Source organism: Chryseobacterium glaciei (assembly GCF_001648155.1).
Classification (GTDB): Bacteria; Bacteroidota; Bacteroidia; order Flavobacteriales; family Weeksellaceae; genus Chryseobacterium; species Chryseobacterium glaciei.
In genome coordinates this window covers 4,533,032-4,549,540 of record NZ_CP015199.1, presented here as the reverse complement: position 1 = coordinate 4,549,540, position 16,509 = coordinate 4,533,032, and the positions used below count along the sequence as shown (strand labels likewise).

Annotated in this window: 17 protein-coding genes; 7 read left to right on the top strand and 10 right to left on the bottom strand. The window is 33.4% G+C overall.

Features of this window, described 5'->3' with window-relative positions:
- Nucleotides 1-11: 11 nt before the first annotated feature.
- The 4 genes from A0O34_RS20595 to A0O34_RS20580 are packed head-to-tail and all read left to right on the top strand — an operon-like array spanning nt 12 to nt 2,922.
- A complete protein-coding gene (locus A0O34_RS20595; protein ID WP_066758872.1) occupies nt 12-590 on the top strand; it encodes a DUF6705 family protein in 579 nt (192 codons plus the stop codon).
- Nucleotides 590-1,162 (top strand): DUF6705 family protein, encoded by a 573-nt coding sequence (locus tag A0O34_RS20590; protein ID WP_157886083.1) that lies wholly within the window; start codon nt 590-592, stop codon nt 1,160-1,162. Before A0O34_RS20595 ends, A0O34_RS20590 begins: the two co-directional genes overlap by 1 nt.
- Complete coding sequence (locus tag A0O34_RS20585) at nt 1,162-1,734, top strand: DUF6705 family protein (RefSeq protein ID WP_066758868.1); 573 nt, start codon at nt 1,162-1,164, stop codon at nt 1,732-1,734. Before A0O34_RS20590 ends, A0O34_RS20585 begins: the two co-directional genes overlap by 1 nt.
- A 42-nt stretch (nt 1,735-1,776) precedes the next feature.
- A complete protein-coding gene (locus tag A0O34_RS20580) occupies nt 1,777-2,922 on the top strand; it encodes a hypothetical protein (protein ID WP_066758866.1) in 1,146 nt (381 codons plus the stop codon).
- A 67-nt stretch (nt 2,923-2,989) separates the two neighbouring features.
- On the opposite strand, the gene A0O34_RS20575 is transcribed toward A0O34_RS20580, so the two are convergent.
- From A0O34_RS20575 to A0O34_RS20550, 6 genes are all read right to left on the bottom strand, one after another.
- Nucleotides 2,990-4,348, bottom strand: a complete 1,359-nt coding sequence (locus A0O34_RS20575) for a M20/M25/M40 family metallo-hydrolase (RefSeq protein WP_066758864.1) — start codon at nt 4,346-4,348, stop codon at nt 2,990-2,992.
- 1 nt (nt 4,349) lies between these two features.
- Nucleotides 4,350-5,756: a M28 family peptidase gene (locus tag A0O34_RS20570; RefSeq protein WP_066758862.1), complete on the bottom strand. Its 1,407-nt coding sequence runs from the start codon at nt 5,754-5,756 to the stop codon at nt 4,350-4,352.
- A 57-nt stretch (nt 5,757-5,813) separates the two neighbouring features.
- On the bottom strand, nt 5,814-7,058 hold the full coding sequence (locus tag A0O34_RS20565; RefSeq protein WP_066758860.1) for a DUF1015 domain-containing protein: 1,245 nt from the start codon (nt 7,056-7,058) through the stop codon (nt 5,814-5,816).
- Nucleotides 7,059-7,061: 3 nt separating this feature from the next.
- Entirely contained in the window at nt 7,062-8,027 is a 966-nt protein-coding gene (locus A0O34_RS20560) for a D-2-hydroxyacid dehydrogenase (RefSeq protein ID WP_066758858.1), read from the bottom strand.
- 58 nt (nt 8,028-8,085) lie between these two features.
- Complete coding sequence (serC, locus tag A0O34_RS20555; protein WP_066758856.1) at nt 8,086-9,150, bottom strand: 3-phosphoserine/phosphohydroxythreonine transaminase; 1,065 nt, start codon at nt 9,148-9,150, stop codon at nt 8,086-8,088.
- A 124-nt stretch (nt 9,151-9,274) separates the two neighbouring features.
- Nucleotides 9,275-9,625 carry a 4Fe-4S binding protein gene (locus A0O34_RS20550; RefSeq protein WP_066758854.1) on the bottom strand — a complete coding sequence of 117 codons (351 nt, stop codon included), beginning with the start codon at nt 9,623-9,625 and terminating at the stop codon, nt 9,275-9,277.
- A gap of 59 nt (nt 9,626-9,684) precedes the next feature.
- Between A0O34_RS20550 and A0O34_RS20545 the strand changes: the two genes are divergently transcribed.
- From A0O34_RS20545 to A0O34_RS20535, 3 genes are read left to right on the top strand one after another with little or no spacing between them, the layout of a single operon-like run.
- Nucleotides 9,685-10,719 (top strand): aldehyde dehydrogenase family protein, encoded by a 1,035-nt coding sequence (locus A0O34_RS20545; RefSeq protein WP_066758853.1) that lies wholly within the window; start codon nt 9,685-9,687, stop codon nt 10,717-10,719.
- Between the two features lie 44 nt (nt 10,720-10,763).
- Nucleotides 10,764-11,210, top strand: coding sequence for a peptidylprolyl isomerase (locus A0O34_RS20540; RefSeq protein WP_066758852.1), 447 nt, complete (start codon nt 10,764-10,766; stop codon nt 11,208-11,210).
- A gap of 37 nt (nt 11,211-11,247) precedes the next feature.
- Entirely contained in the window at nt 11,248-11,934 is a 687-nt protein-coding gene (locus A0O34_RS20535; RefSeq protein WP_066758851.1) for a Bax inhibitor-1/YccA family protein, read from the top strand.
- 172 nt (nt 11,935-12,106) lie between these two features.
- Here A0O34_RS20535 and A0O34_RS20530 read toward each other — a convergent pair whose 3' ends face one another.
- The 4 genes from A0O34_RS20530 to A0O34_RS20515 all read right to left on the bottom strand — a co-directional run bounded on the left by A0O34_RS20530 (nt 12,107) and on the right by A0O34_RS20515 (nt 16,491).
- A complete protein-coding gene (locus tag A0O34_RS20530; RefSeq protein WP_027375263.1) occupies nt 12,107-12,355 on the bottom strand; it encodes a DUF6952 family protein in 249 nt (82 codons plus the stop codon).
- Nucleotides 12,355-12,663, bottom strand: coding sequence for a thioredoxin family protein (locus A0O34_RS20525; RefSeq protein WP_066758846.1), 309 nt, complete (start codon nt 12,661-12,663; stop codon nt 12,355-12,357). The genes A0O34_RS20530 and A0O34_RS20525 overlap by 1 nt, the downstream gene beginning before the upstream one ends.
- A 106-nt stretch (nt 12,664-12,769) precedes the next feature.
- Complete coding sequence (locus A0O34_RS20520; protein ID WP_066758845.1) at nt 12,770-13,402, bottom strand: peroxiredoxin; 633 nt, start codon at nt 13,400-13,402, stop codon at nt 12,770-12,772.
- Between the two features lie 149 nt (nt 13,403-13,551).
- Nucleotides 13,552-16,491 carry a M16 family metallopeptidase gene (locus A0O34_RS20515; RefSeq protein ID WP_066758841.1) on the bottom strand — a complete coding sequence of 980 codons (2,940 nt, stop codon included), beginning with the start codon at nt 16,489-16,491 and terminating at the stop codon, nt 13,552-13,554.
- Nucleotides 16,492-16,509: the final 18 nt, after the last annotated feature.

Here is a 16,509-nt window from a genome sequence, read left to right as displayed (position 1 = left end):
AAAAAATAAAAATGAAAAATTTAAAAAAAATATTATTAGTAGGCTTTATTATAAGTTTAATTTCTTGTAAAGCACAAGAGTATCCATTAAATACGGATTTTAGAAATATTCCTAATTATTCTTATTTAAAAGATACAAATAATGAACTAAATCCATATATAGGTACTTACAATTCAAATTTTAATGGAAATCAAATCACTTTATATATTACAAAAGAGTCTCATAAGCTAATAGACTATGTAGATCAAAAATTTTACAGAGATGTTTTATCTATCAGATTTATTGTTAAGAATTCTTCACAAACTGTTCTTCAAGATACTAAAAACATGAATTTTCAATCTAATCAGATTCAACACACTATTTATAGCACAATGATTAATCCATATTATAATTTAGTCATGCTATCTTATGGTGGGACAAATTGTGGAGTTGGTTGGGGGAGTATACGTTTGAAAAAACTAAATCCTACACAAATATCGTGGGAGTATATCCCAAATAGTACGATAATTGACAGTAATAAATGTCCTTCTGGAACTGATATTAATATTTATCTTCCCGAAGCAAAGGATTTAATTTTTACTAAACAATAGTGAAGAGTTTAATAATATTTTTAGGAATGTTTGTTGTGTTTTCTTGTAAGGCGCAACAAGCTTATCCATTAAAAACAGATTATACAGAAACGCCTAATTATTCATATTTAAAGGATTTGAATAATGAATTGGTTTCATATATCGGCACTTATAAAGCTAATTTTCAAGGAAAAGTAATAACTTTATTTATTACTAAAGAAGTTCATAAACTTTTTGACCAAGGTAAATATAAATTTTATAGAGACGCTTTATCTATAAAATATATAGTTGAAAATTCTTCTGGAATAACTCTTCAAAATACTCAAAGCATAACCATACCAGTACAACAAATAAGACATACAATTTATAGTCAATGGGCAGAAGATAATGGAAATGAAATCTTATTTTATTATGGAGGGACTAATTGTGGAGTAGGCTGGGGAAGTATACGTTTGAAAAAACTAAATCCTACACAACTATCGTGGGAGTATATACCAAATAGTACGATCATTGACAGTAATAAATGTCCTTCTGGAACTGATATTAATATTTATCTACCCGAAACAAAGGATTTAATTTTTACCAAACAATAGTGAAGAGTTTAATAATATTTTTAGGAGTGTTTGTTGTGTTTTCTTGTAAAGCACAACAAACTTATCCTTTAAATACTTATCCAGATGATGTCCCTGCAGGCTCTTATTTAAAGGATTTAAATAATGAGCTTACTCCATATATAGGTAGTTGGAATGCTAGTTTTAATGGAACCCAAATTTTCTTGTTTATTAGTAAACAGCCTCATAAATTAATACAGTATGGTGAAAGAAAGTTCTATCGAGATGTATTATCAATAAAATATCAGATAAAAAATTCTTTAGGTGTTATACTTCAAGATACCCAAAATATGAGCTTTCAGTCTAATCAAATAGAACATACAATTTATAGTTTAAGAATCAGACCTACACTAAACGTAATTTCATTTAATTATGGAGGAACAAATTGTGGAGTGGGTTGGGGAAGTATACGTTTGAAAAAACTCAATTCTACACAAATATCGTGGGAGTATATACCAAATAGTACGATAATTGACAGTAATAAATGTCCTTCTGGAACTGATATTAATATTTATCTACCCGAAACAAAGGATTTAATTTTTACTAAACAATAAAACACAAAGCCTCTGCAAAGAGGCTTTTTCAAATGATGAAATATGAAACAAATATTATTTTTTTTAATTTTTTTATCTGCTTATTTTAATTCTCAGGTTATTAAAGATTCAATTTTAGGAAAGCTTAAGTTTGTGAAAGAATCTGTCGTTTTTCTAAACGAATCTGGCCCCTTTACTTTTCTGAAAGCTGATGATGAATATGGTCATGCAACTATAATGAAACCTGAAAATTTAAGAAAAAATATGGTGGGCTCTTGGTTCGAAACAGATTTTTGCAGATATATAAACAATGAAACCTACTACGATAAAAATCGAAATATTATTAAAGAAACGTGGTATTATAAGTCAGGGGAAATTGTTGATGATTATGATTATACTTTTGATAATTTGAATAGATTAATTACAGAAAAGTCTAAAAACGAACGTTCTGAAAAAACATCTTATTATTTTTATGATAAAGATAGCAAAACGGCGAAATTTGGAGAGCTTTACTATAAAAGGAAGGATAAGCCTGTTGAAAAATATTCGAATAATCTTGAAAGTTTTAACCCATTATTTGTTACAAAATTTGACACGATTACAAAGACAGATAGTATTTTTGCCATTACCAATGATATTTGGAAAAAAGTAGGTGAGGGCTATACTGAAACTAAAGACTCGGTTTATCATAAGAAATTAAGCCAAATAAAAATTTATGATAATCAATACAAAGTAATGGAAGAGAAATATTTCAACTATAAAGATGATTATCAGAATAAAAAAATATCTCAAGGTCGGCATCTTAAATATGAATACGATAAATCCGGAAACTTAACAAAACAGAGTGATTTCATTAATGGAAAATTATCTTCTTACATTATATTTGAAAATGGAAAAAGGTTGAAAGAGGAAAGCTTTGATGATAATGTAAAAACGATGTGCATCATTTACATTTACACTAAAGATAAAAAGTTGGAAAGAAGAACAATTTATTATAACAATAAAGTTTCAAATGATATAAGGTTTGAGTATAAAGATAATTATATAAGCAAAATATTTTATTTAGATACATATAATAAAAAAGAACCTTCAGTTATCACCTTCAAATATACCTTTGACAAACAAAAAAACTGGACAGAAGTTATCAAAAACGTAGACGGAAAAGATCTATACAAATGGATAAGGAAAATTGAATATTATGAAAAATAATAATTAATAATTCTCACAAAACAATAAAAACAAAAACCGCTGATCCAATCAGCGGTTTTCCTATATTTTACCAGTTCTTATCAATCATATAAATAATCTGCGTCATGGCGACAGCTCCTAAAAGCAACTCTCGTCGGTTAACCTTTTCGAAAGTATCTTCTTCGGTGTGATGAATGTCAAAATACCTTTGAGAATCGGGAACCAACTCCGCCGTTGGAACTCCCATATCATGAAGCGGATAAATATCTGTTCCTGAATATTTTCCTTCAAAATTATACACTCCGTAAGGGAAGAATAAAGCCGACCAGCCTTTGATCTGGTTTCTTTTGGCATCATCCATTTCAAGGGCAATTCCTCTTGGAGTAAAACCTCCGGCATCAGATTCTAATGCAAAAAGATGTTTTTCATTGTTGTCTTTTGCTGTTTTTCCGTACTGAATTCCGCCTTTTACACCGTTTTCTTCGTTGGCAAAACAGACAACTCGTATTGTATGATTATTCTGAATTCCAAGCTTTTTGAAGGTTCTTAAAACTTCAATACTTTGTACAATTCCGGCTCCGTCGTCATGGGCACCTTCGCCAACGTCCCAAGAATCTAAATGTCCGCCGACAACGATGACACTTTTATCTTTTTTGCCTGTGATTTCACCGATAACAGAGTGGGAGAGTTTCTCGCCTTTCATCCCGCAATTAGAATTGAGTTTTGCAGTGATTTTTTGAGATTTTAATAGATTTTCCAGTTCGTCTGCGGTTGTGTTTCCAATAGCAACTGCTGGAATTTTATTGACTTTATCTTCATAACGCATTGCTCCTGTGTGAGGAACATCATCAAAAGCAGAAGAAAGCGAACGGATAATCGCAAATTTTCCACCTTTTTTGGCCGTTAAAGAGGCGGCTGTTGTTCTATATTTTGCGGCATCACCATATCCTATGAAAGTCTCAACAAAAGACTGACTGAAAGGATAATTAAAGAAAATTATTTTGTCTTTTACTTTTTCGGCAGGAAGTTTTTCATATTCTTCCATGGATTTTACCATGATAATTTCTCCCGAAATATCTTTTCCACCTGTACCTTCAGAATTTCCTAAAGAAAGCATTTTTAAGCCTTTCCAAGTTCCGTTGGAGGTTTTAATCTGCAAAGATTCTTTTCCTCTTTCCCAAACGGGGATCATTACTTCCTGAAGCCAGACTTTATCTGCTCCGGCATCTTTAAGTTTCTGTTCAGCCCATTTTACGGACTTTTCGTAAGCTTCGGAACCGCTTAAACGGTGACCAATATTTTTAGTTAAATCTTTTAATTCGGTGTATCCTTTTCCGTTATTTAAAATCTCTGTTGAAATTTTACTGAATTGTATTGAATCTTCTTTAACCTGACCAAAAACCGTCAAGCTTAGAAGTAATAATGATATTCCTAATAGTTTTTTCATTTTACCAATTTTTATCGATCATAAAAATCATTTGTGTCATAGCCACGGCGCCTAAAAGAAGCTCTCTCTTGCTTACTTTATCATAAGTATCTTCAACCGAATGATGATAATCGAAATATCTTTGAGTGTCGACAACCATTTCAGCCAAAGGAATATCCAGTTTTTTCAAAGGAGAAATATCCTGAATGGCATCGGTTTGATCAAAATCATAAATGCCGTATGGAAGGAAATAGCTTTTCCAGTCAAATATCAATCTTCTTCTCTGAGGAGACATATCTAATGAAAAACCTCTCGGAGAATAGCCGCCGGCATCTGTTCCTAAAGCGAAAATATGCTTCTCATCTCTCTTTTTAACGTAAGCTGCATACATGTCGCGACCCTGTCCACCATTTTCACTATTTGCGTACAAAACAACTCTGATGGTATGATTATTTTCGATGCCAAGCGCTTTTAACGTTCTCAACACTTCAATGCACTGAACGACTCCTGTGCCGTCATCATGAGCACCTTCCGCGAAATCCCAAGAATCTAGCTGAGCTCCCAATACAATCACTTTAGAATCTTTTTTACCTTGAATTTCAGCAATGATATTTGGATTGGTCGTGTCGCCTTTTGATTCGGCAGACATGTTTAATTTGGCGGTTACTTTTTGTTTTTTTAATAATTTTTCAAGTTCATCTGCAGATCTTACTCCGATTGATAACGCAGGAATTTTAACTTTGTCTTCCGGTTCATAATACACCATTTTTGCATGCGGTGTATCATCTGTTGCCGTTGTTAATGATCTTATAATTAAAGCTTTAGCTCCTGTTTTTGCAATGACGGAAGCAGATATTAATTTAGATTTTGCTGTAATTAAATAGGAATCACTTGTGTTAATGATTTTCGGGTCCATCGGAAGATTAACGAAAACGATTTTGTCTTTTAACTGTCCCACCGATAAGGCATTAAGCTCAGAAGTGGTATTAATTAAAACAATTTCAGCTGTAAGGTCTTTTCCGCCTGTTCCTTCAGAATTTCCAAAAGAGAGCATTTTAATATTTTTCCAATCTCCATTGCTGGCTTTTATTTGTAAAGATTCCTTTCCGCGTATCCAAACAGGAACTTTTACTTCCTGTCTCCAGATCATTTCGATACCTGCATCTTTAAACTTCTTTTCAGCCCATTCTACCGCTTTCATATAGCCCGGAGTTGCACTAAAACGTGATCCAACGCCTTTGGTTAATTCTCCAAGGTTTTCGTAGGCAGTGCCATTAGTCATGATTTCGTCTGAGATTTTCTTAAACTCATCATGATAGTTCATCTTGGTGACGATTCCTTTTTTTACCGGCTTTTTTTGAGGTTTTTTCTGAGAAAATAAAAATCCACTCAAAAAGAGTGGAAGTATGATAATGAATATTTTTTTCATTTTTTTATTTACCTTATTCTTTTCCGTGCATAAAAGTAGGAAAAAAATAAGAATATTTTATTGTTTCATGTCGTACATTAGCAAGGCTGTAACCAATTTAGGCTCAATGAATGTACATTTTGGAGGCATGCTTAATTTCAGATCAGAAATTTTGATCATATCATTAAAGCTTACCGGAAAAATTCCGAATCCGACTCTTCCTTCTCCGCTGTCTATTTTTTCTTTTAAAAGATTAATTCCTTCAAGATTAGAAGTTCCTTTTACATAAGAAATTTTATCAGAACTGTCGGGATCATCAATTTTTAAAATGTCTTTAAAGATGTATTTATCAATAAGATGGTGATCCAGATTATCCAGAGACATCTCCTGAGAACGAAGCTCATGCTTTACGTGAAGAGAGTAGAATTTACCATCCAAATACATAGAAATGTGGAATTTTTGAGAAGGATAATATGCCGTACCTTCTTTTTCGTGAATCAGAAAATATTTTTCTAATTGCTTTAAAAAATCCGCAGTTTCTAGATTATTTAGATCAGTTACAATTCTATTATAATCATGAATTTTAATAGACTGGTTGGAAACTATAAAACTATACACAAAGTTATAAGCCTCAGTACCGTTGTGTCTTTTGTTTTTGTCTTTATGATACTTTGCATTTAATGCTGTAGAACCGATTCTGTGGTGTCCGTCTGCAATATAAAATGCATCAATTTGATCAATAACTTCCTTGAACTGTTGTAATTTCAATCGGTTATCAATTCTCCAGATTTTATGTCTAATTCCTTTTGTATCAACATGATTGAAAATAGGAACATTCTTTTCCTCATGATTCATCAATAATTCAATCTTTGAATTGGAAGGGTAGGTCAACAACACAGGTTCTGCCTGCAAGTTTACTTTTTCAAGATAATGCGCCAGTTTTTCCTTTTTCTGAGGAATGGTACTTTCGTGCCTTTTGATCTTTCCGCTCCAGAAATCTTCGATACTTGCTAAACCCAACAAGCCTCTGAAAATCTGTTTACTCGGATAGATCTGCTCATAAAGATAATACGCCGAACTGTCCTGGACGAGTTTTTTCTCTTCCACTAATTCTTCAAAAGTAGAACGGATCTTCCTTAAATTTCGGTCAATATCTTTGGATTTACTTACAACATATGGCTTAATCATATTGATGTAAGTATTTTCAACTTGAGCTTTCTCCGCAATCTCTTCCTGAGTAAAATTATCAAGAGGATGCGTAGGGAAAGTGCTCTCAAAGTCTTTGTGAGGTCTTATTCCGCGAAAAGGTTTAAAAATAGGCATATTTTATAGTATAGTTTCTTTTTGTAGCTTAATAATTTGTTCTGCAAGTTCTAATCCGATTTTTTCCTGAGCATCAACCGTATTTCCACCTACATGTGGAGAAAGGGATAATGCCGGATTCATTAATAATGGAAGCTCCGGAGTAGGTTCGTTTTCAAAAACGTCTAAAGCTGCTCCAGCCACTTTTCCTGACTCAATAAAATCAATTAAAGTAACCTCATTAATAACGCCGCCTCTTGCAGTGTTGACAATATAAACACCGTCTTTCATTTTTTCAAATTGGGCGGTATCTATGATATATTCGTTCGTTTTTGGAGTGTTAATGCTAATGAAATCAACGTCTTTAAGGAATTCATCTGAATCATTAGTTGAACTGATTTCAAAATTTATAGTCTGTCCATCAAAAAAGTCTAACGTAAGAACCTTTGTTTTAGGCTTTCTTGTTAAGACTTTAATTTTCATTCCTAAAGCAATTCCCATCTTCACAACTTCCTGACCTATACCTCCAAAACCTATAACACCTAAAGTTTTACCTGAAAGTTCATAAGCGTTGCTGAAAGATTTTTTCATCGCATTAAAATGCGTTTCACCTTCCAAAGGCATCAGTCTGTTTGATTCGTGAAGGAATCTTGCCAGAGCAAAGAAGTGTCCAAAAACCAATTCAGCAACCGATTTTGACGATGCATTTGGAGTATTGATCACTTTTAAGCCTTTCGTTTTAGCATAGTCAACATCAATATTATCCATACCAATTCCGCCTCTTCCTACAATTCTAAGAGTCGGGCAGGCATCAATAATATCTTGTCTTACTTTCGTTGCACTTCTTACCAAAAGGACATCCACGTTATTTTCATTAATGAAATTAATCACGTGATCCTGAGCAACTCGGTTGTCAAGTACTTCGATTCCTGCATCTTGCAATGCTTTTCGTCCTGCTTCGGAAATTCCGTCGTTAGCTAAAACTTTCATGGTTTTATATTTTTCTGAAATGTCTTAATTTTTCAATTTTTTCAGTCGCCTAATATAGTTATTTTATAGATTTCATTACATCTACTAAAACTTGCACGCTTTCAATAGGTAAAGCATTGTACAAACTAGCTCTGTAACCACCTAAACTTCTGTGACCATTCAGTCCGCTGATTCCTGCAGCTTTCCAAGCAGCGTCGAATTCTTCTTTTTTGCTGTCATCGATCAATTTGAACGAAACATTCATCAAAGAACGGTCTTCTTTTACACAAAACGTCTCAAATAACGGATTACTATCAATTTCGTCATATAAAAGTTTTGCTTTTGCTTCATTTCTTGCTTCAGCAGCAGCAATTCCTCCGTTGTTTTCTAGATGTTGCAAAGTCAATAAAGATGCATACACAGGGAAAACCGGTGGAGTATTATACATTGACTCTTTTGAAATATGCTGAGAATAATCTAAAATCGACAACATATTTTCTCTTCCTGTTTTTCCAAGAATTTCCTTTTTAATTACGATCAAAGTAACTCCTGCAGGGCCCATATTTTTCTGAGCTCCGGCATAGATTAGATCGAATTTAGAAAAATCCAATTGTCTTGAGAAAATATCAGAACTCATGTCACAAACCATCAAAGTATCAACTTCCGGGAAAGACTTCATTTGAGTTCCGTAAATTGTATTGTTTGAAGTACAGTGGAAATAATCGTACTCTGAACCTATAGTATAATTTTTAGGAATGAAAGAATAGTTTTCCTCTTTTGAAGAACCTACAACATCCACATTACCTAATTTTTTTGCTTCCTTGATTGCTCCTGCAGCCCAAGTTCCAGTATCTAAATAAGCCGCTTTTCCGCCAACTTTCAACAAGTTGTAAGGAACCATTGCAAACTGCAGACTAGCGCCACCTCCTAAATACAAAACTTCATAATCATCCCCAAGGTTCATTAATCTTTTTACAATCGCACGCGCTTCGTCCATTACTGCAACGAAATCTTTGCTTCTGTGAGAGATCTCAAGAAGAGAAAGACCAATACCGTTAAAATCTAAAATCGCTTCTGCCGATTTTTCGAATACCTCTTGTGGTAAAATACATGGTCCTGCGCTGAAGTTGTGCTTTTTGCTCATATTTTTATTTTTTTGGTTTTGGTAAGAACTTTTCGGGCTTACCGTTTCATTTTTAATATTTTACTTAGATCTTTTGAAATATTTGGTTAAAAAAACCGTCTCATACTGGCTGAGACGGCGTTTTTTATTCACCGTGTAAAAATGCTTTCTTGTTAAGCAATGCTTCTTCAGATTCTACATGATCTTCATCAGGAACACAGCAATCTACCGGGCAAACCGCTGCACACTGTGGTTCTTCATGGAATCCCTTACATTCTGTACACTTATCTGTTACAATAAAATAAACATCATCATTTACAGGCTCTTGCGGTGCATCTGCATCCACTGTAAGTCCTGATGTCAATGTGACAGTACCTTTAAGCTCAGTACCCTCGGAAGCTTTCCAATCTACTGCTCCTTCATATATTGCATTGTTGGGACACTCTGGTTCGCAGGCACCGCAATTAATGCATTCATCAGTTATTTTAATAGCCATCGCTAATTTTTTTTAAATTTGCACAAAATTACAAAATATTCCCCAATTTTACAGTAATTATGAATATCGAAAATCAAGTTTTAGGACTTATTAACCTAAGTGATTATATAAAAGAGTTTTTAGCAAAAGATATTGCTGAATATAACGAGAATGATTCTGATTTTGAATTATTGTTAAGAAAGTCTGAAATGGAAAACCCTTGGTTTACCATTGATAATCAGAAATTTGCTCTTAAACAGTGGTCGGATCTGCTGACGGAAGAAAATATTAAGGATTGGCTTAAAGATTATTCCATCTCTAAAATTACAAAAAGAGTAGGATTAATCCTGGCTGGAAATATTCCTTTGGTAGGATTACATGATGTGATTTCTGTTGTATTGAGCAATCATATTCCGGTGATCAAATTATCTTCAAAAGACAGGTATATGGTTCCGTTTTTATTAAAAAAATGGAAAGAGTTTTCTAGCGATAATGTTGAATATGAATTCGTTGAAAGGTTGGAAAGTTATGACGCAGTGATCGCAACAGGAAGTAATAATACAGCGAGATATTTAGAATATTATTTTAAAAAACATCTGAATATTATCCGTAAAAACAGAACTTCAGTTGCCATTTTGAAAGGTGATGAAACGGTTGAAGAATTAAAACTTTTAGCGAATGATATTTTCCAATATTTTGGATTGGGTTGCAGAAATGTAACTAGAATTTTAATTCCGGACGATTTTGTAATTGACAGATTATTTGAAAGCTTTGTAGGCTATCAGGATATTATCAATCATAATAAATATGCAAATAATTATGAATATAACAGAGCGGTTTATCTTTTAAATCTGGATAAATTCTGGGATAATAATTTTGTGATGATGAAAGAAGATGATAAATTATTCAGTCCGCTTTCTGTGATTAATTTCAGTAGATATTCTTCTTTGGAGAATGTGAAAAGCTTTATTGCTGAAAATGAAGAAAATATTCAATGTATTGTGGCTAAAGAAGAACTTGGTCTAGATTCTGTATATTTTGGACAAGCGCAAAATCCAGGTTTGGATACTTATGCGGATAATGTGGATACGATGAAATTTCTAGAATTAATTTAATTTTACGTATCTTCAAGTGCAAATTTATATCCGAAATTACTAAAATGAAAAAAATATTTTTAATACTTTCAATCTTATCTGTACAGCTTTTCTTTTCGCAGGAAGTTGTTGATTTAAAGGTGGAAAACAACCGAAAGACAGAAACTCCTTTAGATCTGAACAAAAAACAGATTGATCTATACAACGGGAAGTTTCTGCAATTTATCACCGCCCTAAAATCATCTGACAGAAAAGGAATGGAAGCTTTACTTTCTGATAAGGCAAAGCAAGTGGTAACTGATAAAGTGTTTACAAAACTGTCGACAGATATCAATACCAGCAAAAAGTTTACGATCATTAAAACTGGCTACAAACCTTTGATAGATGGTAATAGTTATCCGATGATCCAATATAAATATGCTGATGATAAGTCTGCTGATCCAAAGGAGGTTATTACGGCGGTATTTGAAAATAATGGGAAGATTCTTGGAGTTAAACCATTCAAAAAATAATTTATTTTTAATTATATTTAAATAAAAAATATAAACTATGATGACAGATGTTTTAGTGGCGAATTCTACGGACGTAGAAAAGGCCAGTTTTTACAAGAAAACGTATTTGCATGTTGCTCTGGCAATCCTTGGATTTATTGGAGTTGAAACCGTTTTATTAAAAGTGGTTCCTGAGCAATTGATCGTTGCAATGTTCGCGCAAAGATTCGTATGGTTACTGATTATCGGTGTATTTTGGCTAGCTTCAGTTTTAGCTGCAAAATGGTCACTTTCACAAAGTAAATCAACGCAATATTTCGGACTTGGATTCTATATTTTGCTTGAAGCGGTTATTTTCTTACCGTTAATTTACATTGCGATGGTGTATTCCGGAGCGCAGGTAATTTTTCAGGCAGCAACATTAACGGTTGGCATGTTTGCAGGAATTTCAGCGGTAGCTTTTACTTCTAAAAGAGATTTTTCTTTTTTAAGAAATATTATCGTTATCGGTGGATTTATCGCATTAGGATTAATCGTTGCCGGAATGATTTTCGGTTTCAATCTTGGACTTTGGTTCTCTGTAGGAATGGTGATTTTGGCTTCTGCAACAATTTTATATCAAACAAGTAAGCTTAAGGATTCTTACGCAACCAATCAGTATGTAGGAGCTTCGTTACAGCTTTTTGCTTCTATCATGTTGTTGTTCTGGTATATCTTGAGCATTTTGATGAGCAGAAGAAGCTAATATAAAGTAAAGAAATTTTATAAACCCAAAAAATCCTGATGTCTTTTCATCGGGATTTTATTTTTGGTGATTTAAACACAAATGACACTAATTTTATCACAAATAAACACTAAATTTTTATAAACTTATTTGTGTAGATTCGTGAAATATTTGTGGTATTAGTGTTTAAGTTTTATTTATCAATCGATCCTAAAACCTTTTGAGCAAAAGAATTTAAAGCATCTTTTTCACTCATTCCGTTTTGTACGTTGGCGTGAACTTCCAATGCTCCGCAGATGTTTGTAATTAACTCACCTGCAACGTTTAAGTCCTCTTCACTTGTTCCTCTGAATTCGCTGAAACTTTCTAAAACTTCTAATGTTTTTTCAAGATTTTCAGGTGTTTGATTTTGGTAAAATTGTCTTATTACGGGTAACTTCATTATGCTAATTCATTAAAAAGGTTAATTAAACTTTCAGCCTGATTAGATTGAACCTGATTCACCAATTCACCATTTTTGAAGATCGCGAAAGTCGGTAAATTGTCAACTTTAGCTAATTTTCTGCTTTCCGGTAATTTTTCTGCATCTACATAAAGGAAAGGAATGCTGTCATTTTCAGAAGCTAATTTCTTGAATTTTGGCTTCATAATTCTGCAGTTTCCACACCATGTTGCTCCGTATTGAACAACTACTTTTTCATTGTCTGTTACGATATTTTGTAACGTATCTTCGGTTAATTCTGTGTACATAATTGATTTGTTGATTAATAATTTAATTAAAAAAGGAATGAGATAATTTGAAAATGCTCCTAAGAATCATCAGCAAACTATCTCATTGCCATATTAACACATTAAATTAATTCTTAGCTAAATATTCAGCAGTTGAATTTCTGTCAGCTTTCATTGCATCTTTTCCTTCTTCCCAGTTTGCAGGACAAACTTCACCGTGCTTCTGAACGTGCGTGTAAGCATCGATCAATCTTAAATATTCTTTTACGTTTCTTCCTAAAGGCATATCGTTTACAGACTCGTGGAATACTTTTCCAGTCTCGTCGATTAGGTAAGTTGCTCTGTAAGTTACATTAGAACCTGTGAAAACTTCTTCTCCCTCATCGTTATATTCGAAATCCTGATCTACAATTCCCAGCATGTTTGCCAATTGTCTGTGAGTATCAGCTAAAAGTGGGTAAGTTACCCCTTCGATACCTCCGTTATCTTTTGAAACGTTCAACCAAGCGAAGTGTACTTCGTTTGTATCACAAGAAGCACCGATTACTTTAGTGTTTCTTTTTTCGAATTCACCTAAAGCTTCCTGAAAAGCGTGAAGCTCAGTTGGACATACGAAAGTGAAATCTTTTGGATACCAGAACAAAATTACTTTCTGTTGGTTTTTAGTTGTTTCTTCGAAGATGTTGATTCTAAGATCATCACCCATTTCAGACATTGCATCAATTGCTACATTCGGGAATTTTTTTCCTACTAAAGACATAATTTTCTCGTTTTTATAATTAAATTTTCTGTGGCAAAGATAAGGGTATTTCATCTATCGAACAAGTTGATTTTGATAAATAAAATCTATAATTGTTTTTGATGTAGTACAAAGAAAAAAGCCCTGTTTCCAGAACTTTTTCATTTATTTTAGTAACCGAATATTTCGTTTAAATTAAGTTTTTTTACTTCGCCTAATTTCTTCATATCGGCCTCATTTACTTTGTCTTGCGATGCGACTAAACAGTAAGTGAAGTTTTTACCTTTCATTTCCTTATCGTGGAAACTGTTGATGTCTGTGAAAGCTAATTTCGGAGCCTGATCGTAAACATTCTTTCTCATATCAAAGTTATTTCCAAGCTTTTGGGATCTTAAATAAGAGAAGATAATTCCGTCCTGAGTTATTCTTTCGGAAGCAATAGATTTTTTCAATCCATTTTTCGCTGTTTCGAATAATTGATCAGATTTTGGAAGTGTTGTCAGAAGCTCATTCATCGCTAGAGTAGAGTCATTGAACTTATCTGCCTGCGTTCCTACATAAGCCATAACAATATCCTTATCTTCTTTTTTGCTTGGAAGTGAGAAATAAGAATAAGTAGAATATGCTAAAGCCTTAGATTCTCTAATCGTCTGGAAAACAATAGAGCCCATTCCGCCTCCAAAATAATTATTGAATAAACTTACAGTCGGTGTAATAGAAGCATTGTACTGATCAGAATTTCTCACCCAGAAAATCTCGGCCTGAACCATATCATAATGAGCAAATAATACTTTGTTTTTATCTGTTGGAACCTGTGTGAAAGTCTTAGATTTAGGCAATTCTTTCAACGTAGCAGGAAGCTTGTGAACTGGAGTTAAAGAAGCAACAACTTCATTTCCTGCTTTTGGTCCGTAATACAATACTCTATGCTTGAAATTGAATAAGTCATGAAGAACATTAATTAAATCTTCTGCTTTTAAAGCATCTAATTCAGCATCACTTAAAACATTATTGAAAGGATTCTGAGCGCCATACTGTGCGTAACTTCTCAAACCTGCCATAATGGTAGATTTGTTCTGTTTTGCATTGTCTCTGGATTTTTTCAGTCTTATTTTATAGGCATCCAATGCTTTTTGATCTGCCTGAGAATTTTTAATTAAATCTTCAAATAAAGCGATTGTTTTATCGAAGTTTTCATTTAAACCTTCCAAAGTAACATAAGTTTCTTCGTTTCCTGCGCTTACATTAAAGCTTGAAGCTAATTTGTAAAATTCTTTACTGATCGTCTCAGAAGATTTATCTTTTGTACCTAAATATTGTAAATATTCCGCTGCCAAAGGAAGGATCTTGTTATTCCATTTTCCGGAATCGAAATGATAATATAATCTGAAAAGCGCATTATCTGTATTTTTTACAGAAAGTACATCTACATTTCCAAGCTTGTTTTTAGTGATGTCTTTATCAAAATTCAACCAAACCGGAGCAATTGCATTTTCCGGCATTTCCTCAACTTTTTTAAGGAATTCTGACTGATCTTCTCTGTTTACAGAAATCGGAGTAATGGTAGGCTTGTCAACTTTTACAATACTTTTATCTTCACCTTTTCTTTTATAAACAGAAACATAATTGTTAGCCTGAAGATATTTTGAAGCGAAATCCATAATATCTTTCTTGGTAAGCTTTGAGATTTCTTCTACATATTCAAGAGAAGTTTTGTGATCAATATCAGACGTAAATTCATCCATCAAAATACCAGCTCTTGACGAATATTTTTCATCCTTCTGAATGATGCTTTTCTTCTCATTATTTACGATAGATTGGATAAGATCATCCGAAAATTCACCTTTTCTTAATTTATCGATTTCCTGAAGCAATAAGTTTTTAACTTCATCTAAAGACTGACCCTCAGTAGGTTTTCCCTGTAACAAAAGAACAGAATAATCTTTTAAAACATACGGAAAAGCATAAGCTCCCAATAATTTTTGCTTTTTAACAAGATCAAGATCAATCAATCCTGCCTGTCCGTTGGTAAGCATGTTTCCAACGAGAGTTAATAGTCTTGCATCTTTCGTTGTGGCACCCGGAAATCTGAATCCCATCATCAAACTTTCAGGATTTGGACCTAAAACTTCTTTTGTGATTGGAGCAGTAATTGCTTTTTCCTGACCGATATTGTAAGTTGGGATTGGCTTAGATTTCATATAAGAAAAAGCCTTGTCAATTTTTGCAATTACTTCATCAGGATTAAAATCTCCCGACATAATAATTCCCATATTATTAGGAACATAGTAATTGTTGAAATATTCTCTGATCGCTGTAAGAGAAGGGTTTTTCAAATGCTCAATCGTTCCGATCGTTGTCTGTTTTCCGTAATTGTTGTTTGGGAAAAGACTTTCAAACATCTTGTCGTAAACTTTGTCGCCATCATCATCAAGAGATCTGTTTTTTTCTTCATAAACAGCCTCCAATTCAGTATGGAAAAGTCTCAAAACAGGTTGTCTGAATCTTTCTGCCTGAACCGTTAAAAATTTATCTACAACATTTGAAGGAATATCTTCTGTATAAACAGTTTGCTCAAAAGAAGTGAAAGCGTTGGTTCCATCTGCTCCCATGTCTGCCATTAATTTGTCATACTCGTTGGCGATGGCAAATTTTGCAGCTTCTCCTGAAGTTTTATCGATTTCTTTATAAATTTCCTTTCTTTTGGCTTCATCTTTAGTCTGATTATACTTTTCGTAAAGCGCATCAATCTTGTCTAAAAGAGGTTTTTCTTTTGCCCAGTCTTTAGAACCGAATTTATCCGTTCCTTTGAAAAGCATGTGCTCAAGATAATGTGCAAGACCTGTATGATCTGCGGGATCTGTTTTGCTTCCTGCTTTTGTTGCAATATAAGTCTGGATTCTCGGATCTTTATTTGTTGGACTTAAAATGACCGTTAGACCATTTTTAAGCGTATAATATCTCGCTGAAGTAGGGTCATTCGTTACATATTTGTAAGAATAACCATTGGATTTGGCTTCTTTCCACTGGAAATCCTGCCCAAAAGCGTACCCAGTGAAACTTGCCGCAGCAATACTTGTGGCAATAGTGATTTTTTTGAAAAAATTCATTCTTCTATTGTTGGTTAT

What these genes read in the sequence shown, in the direction of transcription:
- serC (WP_066758856.1), bottom strand. Translation starts at nt 9,150, where the DNA reads ATGAGCAAAAAGCACAACTTCAGCGCAGGACCATGTATTTTACCACAA.
- A0O34_RS20580 (WP_066758866.1), top strand. Translation starts at nt 1,777, where the DNA reads ATGAAACAAATATTATTTTTTTTAATTTTTTTATCTGCTTATTTTAAT.
- A0O34_RS20530 (WP_027375263.1), bottom strand. Translation starts at nt 12,355, where the DNA reads ATGAAGTTACCCGTAATAAGACAATTTTACCAAAATCAAACACCTGAA.
- A0O34_RS20595 (WP_066758872.1), top strand. Translation starts at nt 12, where the DNA reads ATGAAAAATTTAAAAAAAATATTATTAGTAGGCTTTATTATAAGTTTA.
- A0O34_RS20575 (WP_066758864.1), bottom strand. Translation starts at nt 4,348, where the DNA reads ATGAAAAAACTATTAGGAATATCATTATTACTTCTAAGCTTGACGGTT.
- A0O34_RS20550 (WP_066758854.1), bottom strand. Translation starts at nt 9,625, where the DNA reads ATGGCTATTAAAATAACTGATGAATGCATTAATTGCGGTGCCTGCGAA.
- A0O34_RS20515 (WP_066758841.1), bottom strand. Translation starts at nt 16,491, where the DNA reads ATGAATTTTTTCAAAAAAATCACTATTGCCACAAGTATTGCTGCGGCA.
- A0O34_RS20545 (WP_066758853.1), top strand. Translation starts at nt 9,685, where the DNA reads ATGAATATCGAAAATCAAGTTTTAGGACTTATTAACCTAAGTGATTAT.
- A0O34_RS20520 (WP_066758845.1), bottom strand. Translation starts at nt 13,402, where the DNA reads ATGTCTTTAGTAGGAAAAAAATTCCCGAATGTAGCAATTGATGCAATG.
- A0O34_RS20570 (WP_066758862.1), bottom strand. Translation starts at nt 5,756, where the DNA reads ATGAAAAAAATATTCATTATCATACTTCCACTCTTTTTGAGTGGATTT.
- A0O34_RS20525 (WP_066758846.1), bottom strand. Translation starts at nt 12,663, where the DNA reads ATGTACACAGAATTAACCGAAGATACGTTACAAAATATCGTAACAGAC.
- A0O34_RS20565 (WP_066758860.1), bottom strand. Translation starts at nt 7,058, where the DNA reads ATGCCTATTTTTAAACCTTTTCGCGGAATAAGACCTCACAAAGACTTT.
- A0O34_RS20540 (WP_066758852.1), top strand. Translation starts at nt 10,764, where the DNA reads ATGAAAAAAATATTTTTAATACTTTCAATCTTATCTGTACAGCTTTTC.
- A0O34_RS20560 (WP_066758858.1), bottom strand. Translation starts at nt 8,027, where the DNA reads ATGAAAGTTTTAGCTAACGACGGAATTTCCGAAGCAGGACGAAAAGCA.
- A0O34_RS20535 (WP_066758851.1), top strand. Translation starts at nt 11,248, where the DNA reads ATGATGACAGATGTTTTAGTGGCGAATTCTACGGACGTAGAAAAGGCC.